This window comes from Bacillus sp. RC240, from assembly GCF_044907945.1.
Classification (GTDB): Bacteria; Bacillota; Bacilli; order Bacillales; family Bacillaceae_G; genus Bacillus_A; species Bacillus_A mycoides.
Window position 1 is genome coordinate 1 of the sequence record NZ_JBIYCT010000011.1, and the last position, 17,282, is coordinate 17,282.

At 35.9% G+C, this 17,282-nt stretch carries 18 protein-coding genes; 5 read left to right on the forward strand and 13 right to left on the reverse strand.

Features of this window, described 5'->3' with window-relative positions; genetic code table 11:
- The coding region (locus ABH955_RS24560; RefSeq protein ID WP_404491767.1) for a Gly-Xaa-Xaa repeat protein at positions 1–869 on the forward strand (869 nt) is incomplete at its 5' end.
- A gap of 81 nt (positions 870–950) precedes the next feature.
- Here ABH955_RS24560 and hfq read toward each other — a convergent pair.
- The gene (hfq, locus tag ABH955_RS24565; protein ID WP_000813896.1) at positions 951–1,175 is read right to left on the reverse strand and encodes an RNA chaperone Hfq; all 225 of its coding nucleotides are present in this window, start codon (positions 1,173–1,175) and stop codon (positions 951–953) included.
- A gap of 21 nt (positions 1,176–1,196) precedes the next feature.
- Positions 1,197–2,150: a tRNA (adenosine(37)-N6)-dimethylallyltransferase MiaA gene (gene miaA, locus ABH955_RS24570; protein ID WP_002014696.1), complete on the reverse strand. Its 954-nt coding sequence runs from the start codon at positions 2,148–2,150 to the stop codon at positions 1,197–1,199.
- A 180-nt stretch (positions 2,151–2,330) separates the two neighbouring features.
- Here miaA and ABH955_RS24575 point away from each other — a divergent pair, with 180 nt between their 5' ends.
- Positions 2,331–2,576 carry a hypothetical protein gene (locus ABH955_RS24575; protein ID WP_219303744.1) on the forward strand — a complete coding sequence of 82 codons (246 nt, stop codon included), beginning with the start codon at positions 2,331–2,333 and terminating at the stop codon, positions 2,574–2,576.
- Between the two features lie 61 nt (positions 2,577–2,637).
- Here the strand turns inward: ABH955_RS24575 and ABH955_RS24580 are convergent, their stop codons facing one another.
- From ABH955_RS24580 to gabP, 8 genes are all read right to left on the reverse strand, one after another.
- Positions 2,638–3,603 (reverse strand): SH3 domain-containing protein, encoded by a 966-nt coding sequence (locus ABH955_RS24580; RefSeq protein WP_404457350.1) that lies wholly within the window; start codon positions 3,601–3,603, stop codon positions 2,638–2,640.
- A gap of 348 nt (positions 3,604–3,951) precedes the next feature.
- Entirely contained in the window at positions 3,952–5,811 is a 1,860-nt protein-coding gene (locus ABH955_RS24585) for a PTS fructose transporter subunit IIABC (protein WP_061688518.1), read from the reverse strand.
- Between the two features lie 13 nt (positions 5,812–5,824).
- Positions 5,825–6,736, reverse strand: coding sequence for a 1-phosphofructokinase (gene pfkB / locus ABH955_RS24590; RefSeq protein ID WP_367961663.1), 912 nt, complete (start codon positions 6,734–6,736; stop codon positions 5,825–5,827).
- The gene (locus ABH955_RS24595) at positions 6,733–7,485 is read right to left on the reverse strand and encodes a DeoR/GlpR family DNA-binding transcription regulator (RefSeq protein WP_219303363.1); all 753 of its coding nucleotides are present in this window, start codon (positions 7,483–7,485) and stop codon (positions 6,733–6,735) included. The genes pfkB and ABH955_RS24595 overlap by 4 nt, the downstream gene beginning before the upstream one ends.
- 158 nt (positions 7,486–7,643) lie before the next feature.
- A complete protein-coding gene (locus ABH955_RS24600; protein ID WP_404457352.1) occupies positions 7,644–8,807 on the reverse strand; it encodes an iron-containing alcohol dehydrogenase in 1,164 nt (387 codons plus the stop codon).
- A gap of 117 nt (positions 8,808–8,924) precedes the next feature.
- Entirely contained in the window at positions 8,925–9,467 is a 543-nt protein-coding gene (locus ABH955_RS24605; protein WP_002137842.1) for a DUF420 domain-containing protein, read from the reverse strand.
- 317 nt (positions 9,468–9,784) lie between these two features.
- Positions 9,785–10,123: a hypothetical protein gene (locus ABH955_RS24610; RefSeq protein WP_002014685.1), complete on the reverse strand. Its 339-nt coding sequence runs from the start codon at positions 10,121–10,123 to the stop codon at positions 9,785–9,787.
- Positions 10,124–10,256: 133 nt separating this feature from the next.
- The gene (gene gabP, locus ABH955_RS24615; RefSeq protein ID WP_404457355.1) at positions 10,257–11,651 is read right to left on the reverse strand and encodes a GABA permease; all 1,395 of its coding nucleotides are present in this window, start codon (positions 11,649–11,651) and stop codon (positions 10,257–10,259) included.
- A gap of 270 nt (positions 11,652–11,921) precedes the next feature.
- On the opposite strand from gabP, the gene ABH955_RS24620 reads away from it, so the two are divergent.
- A complete protein-coding gene (locus tag ABH955_RS24620) occupies positions 11,922–13,004 on the forward strand; it encodes a chitinase (protein ID WP_404457356.1) in 1,083 nt (360 codons plus the stop codon).
- Positions 13,005–13,058: 54 nt separating this feature from the next.
- Here the strand turns inward: ABH955_RS24620 and ABH955_RS24625 are convergent, their stop codons facing one another.
- Positions 13,059–14,270, reverse strand: a complete 1,212-nt coding sequence (locus ABH955_RS24625) for a M20 metallopeptidase family protein (protein WP_002167780.1) — start codon at positions 14,268–14,270, stop codon at positions 13,059–13,061.
- Positions 14,271–14,394: 124 nt separating this feature from the next.
- Positions 14,395–15,288 carry a metallophosphoesterase gene (locus tag ABH955_RS24630; protein ID WP_404457358.1) on the reverse strand — a complete coding sequence of 298 codons (894 nt, stop codon included), beginning with the start codon at positions 15,286–15,288 and terminating at the stop codon, positions 14,395–14,397.
- Between the two features lie 196 nt (positions 15,289–15,484).
- On the opposite strand from ABH955_RS24630, the gene ABH955_RS24635 reads away from it, so the two are divergent.
- Together ABH955_RS24635 and ABH955_RS24640 are read left to right on the forward strand one after the other, a co-directional pair.
- Entirely contained in the window at positions 15,485–16,300 is an 816-nt protein-coding gene (locus ABH955_RS24635) for a formate/nitrite transporter family protein (protein WP_404457359.1), read from the forward strand.
- A gap of 140 nt (positions 16,301–16,440) precedes the next feature.
- Positions 16,441–16,713 carry an HU family DNA-binding protein gene (locus ABH955_RS24640; RefSeq protein ID WP_002033657.1) on the forward strand — a complete coding sequence of 91 codons (273 nt, stop codon included), beginning with the start codon at positions 16,441–16,443 and terminating at the stop codon, positions 16,711–16,713.
- A 19-nt stretch (positions 16,714–16,732) separates the two neighbouring features.
- On the opposite strand, the gene ABH955_RS24645 is transcribed toward ABH955_RS24640, so the two are convergent.
- A complete protein-coding gene (locus tag ABH955_RS24645) occupies positions 16,733–17,212 on the reverse strand; it encodes a GNAT family N-acetyltransferase (RefSeq protein ID WP_002033656.1) in 480 nt (159 codons plus the stop codon).
- Positions 17,213–17,282 lie beyond the last annotated feature (70 nt).

A 17,282-nucleotide genomic window follows, 5' to 3' on the forward strand; every position in this document is an offset into this window, starting at 1 on the left:
CTGGACCTCAAGGTGCGCAAGGTAACACGGGTGCTACTGGACCTCAAGGTACGCAAGGTAACACGGGTGCTACTGGACCTCAAGGACCTCAAGGTGCGCAAGGTAACACGGGTGCTACTGGACCTCAAGGCGTTCAAGGTAACACGGGTGCTACTGGTATAGGAGTTACCGGACCTACTGGACCTTCTGGTGGGCCTCCTGGACCTCAAGGTAACACGGGTGCTACCGGACCTCAAGGTCTTCAAGGTAACACGGGTGCTACTGGACCTCAAGGTCTTCAAGGTAACACTGGTGCTACTGGACCTCAAGGTCTTCAAGGTAACACGGGTGCTACTGGACCTCAAGGCGTTCAAGGTAACACGGGTGCTACTGGACCTCAAGGCGTTCAAGGTAACACGGGTGCTACTGGACCTCAAGGTCTTCAAGGACCAACGGGTGCTACTGGTATAGGAGTTACCGGACCTACTGGACCTAGCTTCCCAGTAGCAACAATCGTTGTAACAAACAACATTCAACAAACTGCACTCCAATTTAACAACTTCATTTTTAATACAGTATTTAACGCAAACAATATTATCTTCAACGGCACAGATACAGTTACTGTTATCAACGCTGGTATTTATGTAATTAGCGTATCCATCTCTACAACTGCACCAGGATGTGCTCCGCTCGGAATAGGAATTTCAATAAATGGAGCAGTCGCAACTGACAACTTCTCTTCAAATCTAATAGGCGACTCCCTTTCATTTACTACAATTGAAACATTAGCAGCTAGCACAAATATTTCTGTCAAATCTACCCTTAGCGAAATTACAATTCCCGAAACAGGCAACACTAACATCCGACTTACTGTATTTAGAATCGCTTAAATTTCACCATTTATTGTTTATGACAAATAAAAAAAAGAGCGAGAAACTCGCTCTTTTTTTGTTATGTACAATAATTCATTACTACTCTAATTCAATTGAAACATTTTTTTGTGGTACAAATGTAGAAATTGCATGTTTATAAATAAGCTGTTGCTTACCTTCTGTTTCCAGCAGGACTGTAAAATTATCAAATCCTTTAATTAATCCACGAAGCTGGAAACCATTTAATAAGTACAGCGTAACGAACGTATTCTCTTTACGGAGTTGATTTAAAAACTGATCTTGAATATTGATTGATTGCTTCATGTCGAATCCTCCTCTTTTTCTCTACTTACTATTATTCGACTTTAGTTGTAGCTTTCCTTCTATGTATCGTAAAATTTCTGACGTTTTTTCACCATCAGTAACATCGAACCACGCGACATCCATCTTATTACGGAACCACGTTAATTGACGTTTTGCATAACGGCGTGAATTCGTCTTTAATTGTGATACCGCTTCTTCTAAAGATACACGATTCTCAAAATAATCATATATCTCTTTATAACCAATCGCTTGAATAGATTGACAATCTCGCACTCCTCTTTCATGTAAACCTTTTACTTCTTCTAATAAACCTTGTTCAATCATTAGGTTAACACGTAAGTTAATGCGATCGTATAGCATTTCTCGATCCATTGTCAAGCCAATTAATGAAACATCGTACAGTAACTCATTTTCTTGTTTTTCGAGCTGGTTACTCATTTTTTCACCCGTCGTGTGAAAAATTTCTAACGCCCGAATAACACGCCTTACATTATTGGCATGAATACGCTCCGCACTTTCTGGATCTACTTCTTGTAACTTTTTATGTACATATTCCACACCGTGTTCTAATGCTAACTTTTCCATCTGTTCTCGGTATGTAGCATCCCCAGCCTCATCTGTAAACTGGTAATCGAATAAAACAGATTGTATATAGAGACCGGTTCCACCAACAATAATTGGTAATTTCCCGCGCTCTGTAATTTCTCGAATGCACTTACGGACACGTTCTTGAAATTCCGCCACAGAAAATGAATCTTCCGGATCTTTTATATCAATCATATAATGCGGAATTCCGTCCATCTCATCTATCGTCACCTTTGCAGTCCCGATATCCATCGTACGATAAATTTGCATGGAATCACCACTAATAATCTCACCATTCAACGCTTTTGCAAGATCGATACTTAATTTCGTCTTTCCGACAGCAGTTGGCCCAATGATGACAGCAACTTTTTCACGTTGCACTTCTCCCATATCATTCAACTCTCTTTATGTAATATACTCCATCTATTGATTATACCCAATCTTACCAATTTTAACGGCATGATTGCAAGTTCTTTGAATCTAGTACATGAAATTACACAAAAAAAGAGCATAGCTTGTCCAATTCTGCATATACATGATAAAAAATAGCTCGGAGAGGGTGCAATGACTATGAAACAAGCGACTATCGATTTTCCATTATTAATAAAAGACCTTATTTTAGCTACTGCTATAAAAGAACAAAATTGTTCACAAGAAGAATTATACTTCGCACTAAATTGTTTACTACGTTCCTTTCATTCTACTATTCAAGAAACAACGTTACATCCAGAAAATAAAAATACAGAGTATATGCAAACTCAATTTTGCACCGCGTATAAAATTATTACAGGTAAAACAATTTACCCTTTTCAATAATTCTTATAAAAAAAAGCGGCCGCTTAGACATTTTCAAGCAGCCGTTTTTTATTTTAATAAATTATTTTATAACTTTCACTTTAACGGATTTACGACCCCAACTATCAGCAGTGCTATCTGAACCAACTAAAACATCAATACGGTTTCCTTTAATCGCGCCACCAGTATCTCCAGCAATCGCTTCTCCATATCCTTCCACCCACACTTTTGATCCGAGAGGAATTACTTTCGGATCAACAGCAATAACTTTCATATTTGGATTCGCTGTTAAATCATGCCCCATCGCTGTTAACACACGACCACCATATGTGCCATTTTCACTCGGGTGAGCTGTGTAAGCTGTCGCTTCTACTGTTATTTCACGACCAGCAGGTTCACTTGTTTCAGTAGATTTCGCCACTGGCTTAGTTGCCGGATTCGCTTGCGCTACTGGTTTACTTGATGCTCCACTTTTAACTGATTCTTTTCCATTAACTGCCGTATCATTTTTAGCCGGCGCTTTCTCCTTAACTGATGTATCATTTTTAACCGCCGTTTTCACCTTAGTTGGCGCTTCATCTTGAGCTGGAACTTCTTTTCTTTCAATAACAGGTGCTGTACCTGTTAAAAATGGTATGTGAACATACGCCGCTTTCCCGCCATATTCGAATTGTAACCATTCGTTTTGTACTTGATTTGTCGTTTCAATCAAGTCATCTTTTTTAAGCGTGCCAAGAATTTCTGAATCAGTATTCGCTCCAGCACGAATGTTTAATACGTTTGCTGTTACATAATAAGAACTTTTCGTAAACTCGGCACTTACAAAAGCTTCTTTACCATCTAATTTAATTTTGGACCATCCGTTTTCTGTATTTATAACATCTAATTTATTTCCACTTAACATTTTACCTACAAGTTTTGATTCTACAGTTGGGTTTTCTCTAACGTTTAATACATCTGTTGTTACAATCGTTTCCGCTTTAGCAGAACCTGCAAAAATCCCAAGACCAAAAACTGCTGCTGTTGCTATACCTAATAATTTTTTCATGAATAGCCTCCATTTGCTTTGTTTTCGTGTTCTCATTATAGCAACAGTTTTTTGTAGAATTTCGAAAATCACACAATTACAAAGCATTCGTAATAAACGATTAATGATTTGTAACATAAATTTCCATATTAAAGAATTGTATTTCTACCAAAATTAGCAATAGTTTTCATATATTTCTCACAAATTAGCATAAGAATTTTTTTCCAGAAAAAATTACAGTATTACTTTTTTGTTACAAAAAAATCACTTTTCATTACATCTTTTACCAAAATCCATCATAATCCAATTATTAAATTACTTTTTGTAACGAAAAAGGAACAACTCCTATTAGCTGTCCCTTTTTATCTTTTATTTAACTTTCTTCTTCCAAACACCTATCATAATAGCTGAAACAATCGTCCCAATTAATATAGAGAAAATGTATAGCAACGGTTTATTCACTAATGCGATAACAAACAATCCACCATGCGGTGCCGGCAATGTAATTTGGAATAACATAGATAAGGCACCCGCGATACTTGAACCAACAACACAACTTACTATTACTCGAACCGGATCGGCAGCTGCAAATGGAATCGCACCTTCTGTAATAAACGATGCTCCCATAATATAATTTGTTAAACCAGATTTACGTTCTGCTTCTGTAAATTTTGTTTTAAAGAATGTGGTTGCGAATGCAATCGCAAGTGGCGGTACCATACCACCAGCCATAACTGCTGAGTGCACTCCAAAATTCTGTGCTTCTATTGCAGCAATACCAAATGTAAATGCCGCTTTATTAATTGGACCACCCATATCAATTGCCATCATACCACCTAAAATAAGTCCTAATAATATAGCATTCGTACCACTCAAACCATTTAACCATCCTGTTAACATTTCATTTAATGCTACAACAGGCGGATTTACTACTTTTTGCATAACAACTCCTGTAATCAACAATCCAAAGACTGGATATAACAAAACAGGTTTAATTCCTTCTAACTGTACTGGTAATCCTGAAAATAATCTTTTCAATCCTAAAACAACATATCCAGCTAAGAAACCAGCAATTAATCCACCTAAAAATCCCGCATTCGCTTGTGCTGCTAAAAAACCACCGACAACGCCAGGCATAAAACCAGGTCGATCAGCAATAGAACTCGCAATAAATCCAGCTAAGATTGGTACAAGGAATAAAAAGGCTCCTTTTTCTCCACCGCCAATATTCATTAATATTTCAGCAATAGGACCTTCCGCCTTAATTCCACCGAACATAAATGCTAATGCAATTAAAATTCCGCCACCAACAACGAACGGAAGCATATTACTTACACCGCTCATTAAATGCTTATAAATTCCTAGCCCTTTTTCTTTCTCTACATTTTCTGCCTTCCCATTCTCTTTGACACCTTTAAAGATTGGTGCATCTTGTTTTACAGCTCTATTAAGAAGGACTTCAGTTTTTCTAATACCATCAGCTACTGGCACTTGAATGACATACTTCCCAGCGAAACGGTTCATTTCTACCTGTTTATCTGCCGCAACGATAATCGCTGTTGCGCGTTCAATATCCTCTTTCGTTAAACCGTTCTTTACACCTGTTGATCCATTCGTTTCAACTTTAATCGCAATCCCTAACTCTGCCGCTTTTGCTTTTAAACTATCCGCAGCCATATATGTGTGAGCGATACCAGTCGGACAAGCTGTAACAGCTAATACGTATGGCTCATTCCCTTCCGGCTTTGCTACTTCAACTTCTTCGTCTTCTTTTTCATTCTCTTTTTCATCAAATAAACGGAGAAGTTCATCCTCATCCTTTGCTTCTAATAATTGCTTGCGGAACCCTTCATCCATCAATAACGTAGAGAGACGAGATAACGTTTCTAAATGAGTATTATTCGCCCCTTCACTCGCAGCAATCATAAAAAACAGATGTGCAGGCTGTCCATCAAGCGACTCATAGTTGATACCGCTTACACTTCTACCGAAACAAATCGATGGTTGTTTAACGGCATTCGTCTTCGCATGAGGTATAGCAATACCTTCACCAATTCCAGTTGTGCTTTGTGACTCCCGCTTTAGAATAGCTTCTTTAAATTCAGCTTTACTATTTAAACGATTTGCCCCGTTTAATTTTTCAACTAATTCATCTATGACAGCTTCTTTATTTGAAGCTGTCATATTCATAATGACTGTATCCCTTTTTAATAGTTCTGTAATTTTCATATATTGCTTCCCCCTATCGCTTAGCTACAATTACTTGCGACAATAATTCTTCTACCTTTTCCTTTGTACATAAATCCGCCGAGAATGCTGTTGCACTTCCTGTTGCAACACCATATTGAAATGCCTTTTCAATATCCTTTGTCTGTTCGTATTTACCTACAAACCCTGCAACGAGAGAATCTCCGGCCCCAACCGAATTAATTACAACACCTTTCGGAACAGTTGCTTCATATATACCTTCTGCCGTAAATAATAAAGCTCCATCTCCTGCCATTGATACGATAACGTGCTCTACACCTTGTTCGATTAATTTTCTTCCATACGGTAATATGTCTTCTACGGTTGAAAGCTCCACTCCGAATAACTCACCAAGTTCATGATGATTTGGCTTTATTAAAAACGGTTTATTTTTAATTACATGCTGCAGTGCACTACCACTTGCATCTACTACTACACGAATACCTTTTTCGGCTCCAAACGCTGCGATTGATTCATAAAAGGTATTTGGAATAGAAGCTGGTACACTTCCAGCTAGTACAACACAATCTCCAGATTGCATACTTTCGATTTTTTTCATCAATTGTTCAAATTGCTCATTTGTCACAATAGGACCCTGTCCATTTAACTCCGTTTCTTCTTGCCCTTTTATTTTCACATTAATTCGAGAATCTCCACCTACTTGGACGAAGTTTGTTGTTACACCTTCATCATGTAATACACCTTTAATAAATTGACCGGTAAATCCACCCGTAAATCCAAGCGCTACATTTTCGACACCTAAACGATGAAGAACGCGAGAAACATTAATCCCTTTCCCTCCAGGAAACTTCATATCTTTCTCTGCTCGATTTACTGTTCCTAAATCGAAAGAATTAACTTGTACTACATAATCAATAGATGGGTTTAAAGTAACTGTATAGATCATTGTTTATCAGCCTCAATCACATTTGTTTGTCTTCTATATTTTTCTAAATCAATTTCTAAATGGTTTGTAATAATACTTGCATCTTCAACATTTGCAATTTTTGCAAATGCAACTTCTGAAAACTTACTTTCATCAATTAAGAAATATCCTTCATTTGCTAATGTTAATGCCAGTTGCTTCAAGAGCGCTTCTTCTGGATCTGGTGTTGTAAAACCAAGCTGTTCGTGTACACCATTCGCTCCTAAAAAAGATTTATCGAAGCGATACTTCTGCATACTTTCCTGTGCCATAGCACCAATTAAAGCTTTCGTCCTACTCTTCATCATCCCGCCTAGTAAATACGCACGAATATTATTTTCAACTAAAGCTTCAATATGCATAAGTCCATTCGTTACGACAGTAACATCTTTGTTTATTAAAAATGGAATCATTTCAAATGTTGTACTTCCTGCATCTAAATAAACGCAATCCCCTTGTTCAACAATACTAGCCGCATACTTGGCAATTTGTTGTTTTATTTGAATGTTTTTGGATGATTTTTCAACCATCGTTGGCTCTTGTCCTTTTCCTGTTAAAACAGAGGCACCACCATGAACTCTTTTTAATAACCTTTGCTTTTCCAATTGCGCTAAATCACGACGAATTGTTGATTCAGAGCTTTCTGTTCTTTCCACTAATTGCTGTAATTTAACAACCTTCTGCTCTTTTACAAGTTGCAATATCATTTGATGACGTTCAGGAGTTAACATTTTCTTCACCTCTTCTTTGATTACAGTATAATGAAAACGATCACAAAAATCAACCATAAACATTCATAAATAATCAAAACCAGTCACAAACGGTTATAGACAACAAAAAAGAAACCCATTTGATTGTTATATCAAATGGGTTTCTTTTTTCGATTCACTTATAAAGAAGCTTTATATATACTTAAAACATCGTCTTTATTTAATTTTTTAAAGTTACCGAATTCACCATAAGCCATCGCTTTATCCGCCATTAAGTCAATTTCACTTTCTCTAATAGCGTAATCAGCTAATGTTACTGGAGCTTCAATTGAAGTCCAAAATTGACGTAACACCTCAATTCCCTCTAATGCAACCTCTTTATCTGTCTTCCCATCTGTTTCTACATCGAATACACGAATAGCGAACTGTTTAAAGCGACTCACGTTTTCATCTATAACATGCTTCATCCAATTTGGGAATAGAATCGCGAGTCCGCCCCCATGCGGTATGTCATGAACAGCAGAAACTGCATGCTCAATATTATGAGTTGCCCAGTCTCCTTTTACTCCCATCGCTAAAATGCCGTTTAACGCCATAGTACCGCAATATAAAATTGTTTCCCTATGCTCATAATTTTCTAGATCACTTAAAAGCTTAGGAGCTGTTTCAATTACTGTTCTTAAAACAGATTCACAATAACGATCTTGTAATTCTGTATTCATGCCGTGATGGAAATATTGCTCTAATACGTGCGACATAATATCGACCATACCATAAATCGTTTGATCTCTCGGCACAGACGAAGTATGTAGTGGATCTAAAATTGAAAACTGAGGGAATGTAACTGGACTGCCCCAGCCGTACTTTTCATTCGTTTCCCAGTTTGTAATTACAGATCCTGCATTCATTTCAGATCCTGTTGCTGCAAGCGTAAGCACAGTACCAAATGGTAACGCCTCGCTAGCAAATGCTTTTTTCGTTACAATATCCCACACATCTCCATCATACTTACTACCAGCTGCAATCGCTTTCGTACAGTCGATTACACTTCCTCCACCAACTGCTAAAATAAATTCGACTCCATTGTCTTTACAAATTTGAATCCCTTTCTTTACAGTTGATAAACGAGGATTCGGTTCAACACCTGTCAATTCAAACACTTCCGCATTTATATCCTTTAAAATAGAAATTACATTATCATAAATACCGTTTCTTTTAATACTTCCTCCTCCATATACGAGAAGAACTTTCTTACCGAACTGTGGAATCTCAGTTTTTAACTGCTCTAATTGTCCTTTACCAAAAATAAGTTTTGTTGGATTACGAAATACAAAATTTTGCATATACCTTTACCATCCCTTCCATATGAAAAGCAACTATACTTTTGTATACCACACTTTTTTAATTTCACAAACAAATTTGCTTAACAAAAAAATCCCAGCCTTAAAGGCTGAGATTTTTTATTGATAATAAGGCGAGATCATTAAGTAAACAATAACCCCAGATAAACTTACATATAACCAAATTGGCATCGTCCAACGTACAATTTTACGATGACGTGTTAATTGATTTGTAAAACCAAATACAAGTGCAAACAATGCAAGTGGTACAATAATTGCTGCAAGGATAATATGTGTAATTAAAATGATGAAATACACATATTTAATGAATCCTTCTCCGCCAAAATGTGTTGCTGGCGCCAAGTAATGATACGATAAATATGAAACACAAAATAGTAAAGTCGTTGTAAATGCTGCAAGAATAAATCCACGATGCATTTTTACATTCTTTTTAATAATAGAGAATAATGCTGCTAATAAAAATACAAACGTAAAACTATTAAAGATTGCATTTAACATTGGTAAAATTGTTACATCAAAATGTACTTCTCCTTCATAGCCAACAGGTCCAAAGAACAAAAATAAAATAATCGCATTTACAAGTACAGAAAGCGTTATCACAATAGGAGCATAGCTTTTCTGATTAGTTGATTGATCCACCAAAATGGTCACTCCTCTTCCTTCAAATATGTATACGTAACCTCACTATTTTAACATATTATTCACAGTGTAAATGTGACAATAGTTTGACACAGTAAGACAGAGCAAAGAAAAAAATCCTTCTTAATAAAACTTCTTAAGAAGGATTTTATCGCTTTATTATTTAAATAGCAATGGAATTAGTTTTTGTTAAAAAACGTATTGCTATACGCTTGATATATTTCAGACACTTGATATCCCATTAATGAAATTGCTGTTAATGAAAAGAAACCAATCATAAGAAATCGAAACCACATATAAATCTCCTCCTTGTATTTAGCTTAAAAAACGTTAGCTATATTACAAGTTGAGTGGCACTCTTCATCGTCACTTTCCTTCTTCTTTACAATTGCTGTTATAAATCGAATCATAAAGAAAATCACAAAAGGAAATTGTTCGTAATTTACCTTGGCATAGTTCAGCAACGGCTCGCGCTGCACATCGAACGGAGATGAGAAGGAATAGAACATACCTTGCTCTTCCATATATACAATTACAATTTTCATACAAAATACTATTCCTAGAAACGAAACAATATCTTGCCATTCTGTCGTATATAAAAAGTTATACAGCTCCAATACGTACTCTTCCATCATCATCCCCCCTTCCTTTTTTACCATTTTGCTCGCCTTCGTATAAAAAGTCAAGAAAAAAGTTTATATTCACTATGACAATAGTAATTACTTGTTTCTATGATTATATATGATTCTTTTATAGCAATGATTGGGTGTAACTCTCTTCCAAAACAATAAATTAGAATTGAACGGGCTCTTTATCCTCACTTTTAGGATTCAAAACCGAACTATTTTTATTTCTATTAAAAATAAAATAAGAAACTATAATAAGAACAGTAACAAGCATCGTTAAAAGTGCTTGTGAACGCAAAGATTCAATTGCAACCATTGCAACTAAAACTGCTATAATAGCGGCAATTGTAACATACGTTACATACGGGAAAAGCCACATTTTCACTTTCAAATTTTGTTGTTCTACTTTCCCCATTTTTTTACGTATCTTTAAATGTGAAACTGCTATAACGAGATAAACTAGTAACGCAATCCCACCAGATGCATTCACTAAAAATAAAAAGACTTTATCTGGAGATATGTAACTAAAAACAACTCCAATATAAGCAAAGAACGTTCCAAATAAAACTGCCCGAACTGGAACACCACTACTGTTCAATTTTAAAAATGCCTTTGGAGCATCTCCTCTTTCTGCCATCGAAAAAAGCATTCTTGAGTTTGTATATAAACCTGAATTCAAGCAAGAAAGTACAGCTGTTAAAACGATAAAATTCATAATTTGTGCTGCCGCTGGTATTCCTATATGTTCAAGTACCGCTACAAACGGACTTTTTAATATGTTTGCTGAGTTCCATGGAAGAAGTGTAACAACTACAGCGATAGATCCAATAAAAAATACGAGAATACGCCAAATCACACTATTTGTTGCTGTTTTTACTGCTTTTACAGGTTCGGCAGATTCACCAGCCGCTACTGCAACAATCTCTGATCCCATAAATGAAAATATAACGACGGTGATTCCAAGTAACACCGAACTTATACCATTTGGCATAAATCCTCCTTGACCTACCAGATTCGAAGTGCCAGGCGCTTCCGTTCCTGGTACAAATCCTAAAATAACAGCTAGTCCAAGACAAAGGAACAAAACAATACTTATTACTTTAATAAATGAAAACCAATATTCAAATTCTCCAAATGATTTCACCGAGAAAACATTCGTCAACGTTAATAAAATCGTTAATATTAAGCTTAATAACCAGAGTGGGATTTCTGGAATCCAGTATTGAATAATACCAGCACCTGCTGTAGCTTCTATTGCAATAACAATTACCCAGAAAAACCAATATAGCCACCCAATTGTATAACCTGCCCATGGACCAATTGCCTCTCTTGCATATGTTGCAAATGAACCACTTGTCGGATTAATAGCTGCCATTTCTCCTAGCATTCTCATAACGAAAATAACTAGAAGTCCTGCTAATGCATATGAAACGATAGAACCTGGACCTGCTGAATGCACAACCGCACCACTTCCAACAAACAAACCAGCTCCTATTACGCCACCAATGGAAATCATTGTAATGTGGCGTATTTTGAGGTCTTTCTTAAGATTTTTATCCAACTCTTGTACATCCCCTTCCAAACTTAATTTTGAAATTTATGTAAGAGTATTATGCGAAAAATCTTATCCTATACTTTAAAATATATCAAAATATTCTGAATTTAACAATCGTAATTCGACCTCCTTCAAAAATTATTTCATTAGGTTTAATAATTTCCCATACACAATTGTTGAGAAAATTATAGTCACCTTACAAAAGAATGAATTTTCAGATATCATTAAATAAACAAGATTATACATCTAGACAACTTTTTGTATAGGAGTGTTGATATGTTAAACAAGTTTAAATTCATTTGTTGTACTTTAGTAATTTTCTTACTGCTACCGCTAGCTCCCTTTCAAGCACAAGCAGCAAACAATTTAGGGTCAAAATTACTCGTTGGATATTGGCATAACTTTGATAACGGTACTGGCATTATTAAATTAAAAGATATTTCACCAAAATGGGATGTAATAAATGTATCTTTCGGTGAAACTGGTGGTGATCGTTCCACTGTTGAATTTTCCCCTGTGTATGGTACAGATGCAGAATTCAAATCTGATATTTCCTATTTAAAAAGTAAAGGAAAAAAAGTAGTTCTTTCAATAGGTGGACAAAATGGGGTCGTTTTACTTCCTGACAATGCTGCTAAACAACGTTTTATTAATTCCATACAATCTCTAATCGATAAATACGGTTTTGATGGAATAGATATTGACCTTGAATCAGGTATTTACTTAAACGGTAATGACACTAATTTTAAAAACCCAACAACTCCTCAAATCGTGAATCTTATCTCAGCAATTCGAACGATTTCAGACCATTACGGTCCAGATTTCCTATTAAGCATGGCTCCTGAAACAGCTTATGTTCAAGGCGGCTATAGCGCATATGGAAGCATCTGGGGTGCATATTTACCGATTATTTACGGAGTGAAAGACAAACTAACATACATTCACGTTCAACACTACAACGCTGGTAGCGGGATTGGAATGGACGGTAATAACTACAATCAAGGTACTGCAGACTACGAAGTCGCTATGGCAGATATGCTCTTACATGGTTTTCCTGTAGGTGGTAATGCAAATAACATTTTCCCGCCCCTTCGTTCGGATCAAGTCATGATTGGACTTCCTGCAGCACCAGCGGCCGCTCCAAGTGGCGGATATATTTCTCCAACTGAAATGAAAAAAGCTTTAGATTATATCATTAAAGGAATTCCTTTCGGAGGAAAGTATAAACTTTCAAATCAGAGTGGCTATCCTGCATTCCGTGGCCTAATGTCTTGGTCTATTAATTGGGATGCAAAAAACAACTTTGAATTCTCTAATAACTATAGAACATATTTTGATAGTCTTTCCTTGCAAAAATAATAAAAAACAACAATAGGTTTTATATGACCTATTGTTGTTTTTTATTTATGTAAATTACTTTTTCACTTCTACATGATGAAGAAATTCTTTTCCATCTCTTGAATAACTATTCACAAGACTTAAAAGCAACTTCCCACCAACCAACATCGCACGTTCATCAAAATCGAATTGAGGATGATGGTGTGGATATGTTGCCCCTATTTCTTCATTACCGGCACCTGTGAAGAAAAATGCTCCTGGAACATGTTCTAAGTAGTATGCAAAATCTTCTCCGCCCATAATAGGTGGTACTTCCATGACCCTTTCTTTGCCAAGATCGTGTTCCGCAACCGTCATAAAATGACGTGTTTCAGCTACATGATTTATTAATATTGGATAGCCTCGTTTATATTGAATATTAACTTCAGCATGAAGGGACTGACAAATCCCCTCAACAACTCGTCTAAATTCCTTCTCCATATATTCTCTCACTTCAGGATCTAACGTTCGAATGGTTCCTGTAAACGTAGCAGTATCCGCAATAATATTATCGGCTTGCCCGGCATGGAATGTACCAACTGTTAAAACTGCTGATTGAAGTGGATCGACTTTTCTACTCACTAAAAGTTGCAACTGATTAATAACTTGTGTTGCAACGATAATAGCATCTACAGTATGATGTGGCATACCGCCGTGACCACCTCGCCCTTGAATCTTCACTTCAAAAGTATCAGCTGCCGCCATCATTGCTCCAGCTTTCGTTCCAACAATTCCTAAAGGCATCTGAGAAGATAAATGTGTACCAAAAACAACATCTACTCCTTCTAAACAACCATCCTCAATCATGGCAATTGCTCCGCCAGGCTCTTTCTCTTCTGCATGTTGATGAATAAGGACTATTTTTCCTGAAAGTTGGTCTCTGTTATCACTTAATATTTTTGCAACTCCTAAAAGTGTTGCTGTATGTCCATCATGGCCACAAGCGTGCATTACACCAGGAACCTTTGATTTATATGAAACTTTCTTTTCATCTTGAATAGGTAGTGCATCAAAATCAGCACGTAGCGCCATCGTCTTCCCAGGTATTCCACCTTCAATTACGCCGATTACCCCTCTTCCCCCGACATCTGTTTTCACATCAATATGAAAACTTTTTAAAATTTCAGCTATTTTTTTCGGTGTTTCTATTTCTTGAAACGATAGCTCTGGGTATTGATGAAAATCTCTTCGCCACGAAACCATTTGATTATATAAACTTTCCAATTCTTTATGCCATGTTTCTATCATAGAAATTCCCCTTTCTTTTTAACAGTTTAAATAAAAAATACATAATATTCTGTATTTAATCAATAAAAAAAGAGAACTTTCTTTAAAAGTACTCTTAATTCTTCAAAATATTAAACGTTCTACTTCAGTCACTACTTTGCTTCAATACAAATAGTGAAAGTTCCGGTACACTCAAAAATCTAACAGGCATTCGGGTTGTCCCAATACCACGATTTACGTATAAATGTAACAGCTTACTCTTCCCTTCTAATTCATACATACCTTCAACATGACTCTCAGCTAGTTTTGTAGTAATTAAAGGACCTACAAAAGGAATTTGAACTTGTCCTCCGTGACTATGTCCTGACATTTGAAAATCGACTGGATAACGAGATACTTTATCTACAACATCCGGCTCATGCATTAATAGCATATTGAAATCTTGTTGTCTTAAGTTTTTTAAAGTCGAGTCTATTTGTGGCTTCCCTAATAAAAAATCATCCAAACCTGATATTGTAATATACTTGCCGTTTTCCCCTTTAATTTTCTGCACTTCATTTACTAACACAGAAAAACCAGCTTCCTCCATATACTTTTTGTAAAATAAACTACCGCCCCCACCTCTATCATGATTCCCAAACACAGCATATTTTCCTAGGGGAGCTTTAATTTTCTGCAAAATAACCTTTGCTTCTTCTCTTTCCGCACTATAGGATCCAAACTTATCTATTAAATCTCCTGTAAAAACTACTATATCTGGATGTAATTCATTCATCTTCTCCACCAAATTTTCTAGTTGTTTCAATGTAAAATCTGGTCCTAAATGTAAATCTGAGAACTGCAATATTTTTTTATTATTAAACTCTTTAGGAATTGTAGGAGCTTCTATTTCATTCCACGTAACTGTTACTAGTCTTCTTTCTATTTCAGTCGCATAGAAATACAAACTTACTGGTATCATTAATATACTTATGAAACTAATAATAAATATCTTTACGATTGATTTTTTTCGTTCTTTTTTTACATGATGCGTATTCATGTTTTCACCTCTAAAATCACTTTAAATCCTTATTGTTACATTAATGTGACAACATGAACAATGTTCGTTATATCCAATTTCAGCCCCACTCACTTTGACAAATTTATACAGAAATCATATCATATTTTTATCATACATAGATTCTTTAAAATGTTTCTTCTATTCATTCCATCATTCTATTAAGGAGAGGTTATTCATGTCTGTATTTACACCAGAAGAAATTACGGAACTTGCTGCTAATTCTGGAAGAAAAAAAGCTCATTTATCATTGCTCCCTATGCTAATTCTCGGTTTTTTTGGTGGTGCTTTCATAGCATTAGGATATTTACTTGATATCCATGTTATCGGAACAATGCCAAAATCTTGGGGATCATTTACTAGCTTTTTAGGTGCTGCCGTATTCCCTATCGGTCTTATACTCGTTATCCTTGCAGGCGGTGAATTAGTAACTGGCAACATGATGACCGTTTCAATGGCATGGCTTCACAAAAAAATCGACTTATTTCACTTCATACGAAATTTAGTTATTGTTACGTTTAGCAACTTCATAGGTGCTATATTCGTCGCTTATTTTTTTGGTCATATCGTCGGCTTAACGGAGGGAGCTTTTTTAGCAAAAACAGTTTCTATTGCACAAGCTAAACTACAAGATACACCACTGCAAGCCTTCATTTCTGCAATCGGGTGTAATTGGCTCGTTTGTTTAACTGTTTGGCTCAGTATGGGAAGTAAAGAATTTATCGGAAAGATTGTCGGTATTTGGTTCCCTGTTATGACTTTTGTTGCGATTGGATTTCAACACGTTGTAGCCAATATGTTTGTCATCCCAGCTGCAATTTTTTCTGGTCATTTAACTTGGGTTGAATATTTTCCAAACTTCATTTTTGTTTTCTTCGGAAACTTAGTAGGGGGTATGTTATTTGTAGCATTACCTTATTTCATATCTTATAATAAGAAACTACCTTCCAATAAAGAGCAAACTGCATTAAAGAAAAAATCTGTATCCGCTTAAATTGAATGTCTATAAATTGGTCCTAAAAAATATTACAAATTTCATTTTTTTTACGAATATATGTGCGTACACTTGTTCTCGAATGTTTTATACGTTATAATAACAACTTAAATAGCATTATTTACATATGAGGTGAAAACATGAATAAAACAGAATTAATCAAAAACGTAGCACAAAACGCTGAGATTTCTCAAAAAGAAGCTACTGTAGTTTTACAAACTGTAGTAGAATCAATCACTAACTCTTTAGCTGCTGGCGAAAAAGTACAACTTATCGGATTCGGTACATTCGAAGTTCGTGAAAGAGCTGCTCGTACAGGCCGTAACCCACAAACGGGTGAAGAAATGCAAATCGCAGCTTCTAAAGTACCTGCTTTTAAAGCTGGTAAAGAACTAAAAGAAGCTGTAAAATAATGAAAAATAGCCTTCTCATTTATGAGAAGGCTATTTTTTTCATGACATAATTAATAAAAATTTGACCATTATGCTGCTTATTTTGTTCCTTTATGCAAATAAAACCTTTGCTTTCAAAGAAAGGTTTTGCTGTAATACTCGCCTCTGTATATATATCCCTATGCTGCAAGTTCACTGCTTCTTTTTCTAACTTCTGTAGTATGTATGATGCTATCCTTTTTCCTTGATAATCTTTATGCGTAAATAAGCGATCTACGTAATGATCATCATTATAATCCCCAAATCCCACTATCACACCTTTATAATCAGCAACGTAACAAATATTCTTTTCTAAAGACTGTAGCCATCTCTCTCTATCTAGTCGCTCTGGGGCCCACGCCTGTAGCTGCAACTCGTTATAATCTTTTGCATTCACCGTATGAACCGTTTCATAGAACAATTGTAATACTTGCTCTAAATCCTCCTTCTGGAATGTTCTAATTTTAATATCTTTAAACATATGTAAAACTCCTTATCAAACTAACTCTTTTATTTCGGTTATCCGGATAATTATTTCGTGTTTATTTTCG